The organism is Streptomyces xantholiticus (assembly GCF_014651015.1).
Lineage (GTDB): Bacteria > Actinomycetota > Actinomycetes > Streptomycetales > Streptomycetaceae > Streptomyces > Streptomyces xantholiticus.
Genome location: NZ_BMWB01000076.1, coordinates 1 through 642 on the forward strand (window position 1 = coordinate 1; position 642 = coordinate 642).

The following is a 642-nucleotide window of genomic DNA, read 5'->3' on the forward strand; positions in this document are numbered from 1 at the left end:
ACCGTCGGCCGGATCTGGCGGAAGTTCCAGCTCAAGCCGCATCTGACGGACACCTTCAAACTGTCGACGGACCCGTTGTTCGTGGAGAAGGTCTACGACGTCGTCGGCCTGTACTTCAACCCGCCCGAGGGCGCGGTGGTCCTCTCGGTGGACGAGAAGTCCCAGATCCAGGCTCTGGACCGGTCGCAGCCGGTCCTGCCGATAATGCCGGGCATGCCCGAGCGCCGGACCCACGACTACATCCGTAACGGCCTGACCACCTTGTTCGCCGCGTTCGATGTCGCCACCGGCGAGGTCATCAGCGCCCTGCACCGCCGGCACCGGGCAGCGGAGTTCAAGAAGTTCCTCATCAGGATCGACAAAGAGGTGCCCGCGCATCTCCAGATCCACCTGATCTGCGACAACTACGGCACCCACAAGACCCCCGCGATCAGGACGTGGCTGGCCAAACACCCTCGGTTCCAGATGCACTTCACCCCGACCGGCTCCTCCTGGATCAATCAGGTTGAGCGGTGGTTCGGCTTCCTGGCCGACCAGATGATCCGCCGCGGCGCCCACAAGAACGTCCAGGCCCTCGAAGCCGACATCCGCGCGTGGGTCAAGAACTGGAACGAAGACCCCAAGCCGTTCATCTGGACCAAG

The 642-nt window shown here is 63.7% G+C and carries 1 protein-coding gene; it reads left to right on the plus strand.

From position 1 onward, the window contains the following. Positions 1 to 642, plus strand: a 642-nt coding sequence (locus IE198_RS34795) for an IS630 family transposase (protein WP_189894078.1), incomplete at both ends; no start/stop codon positions are given.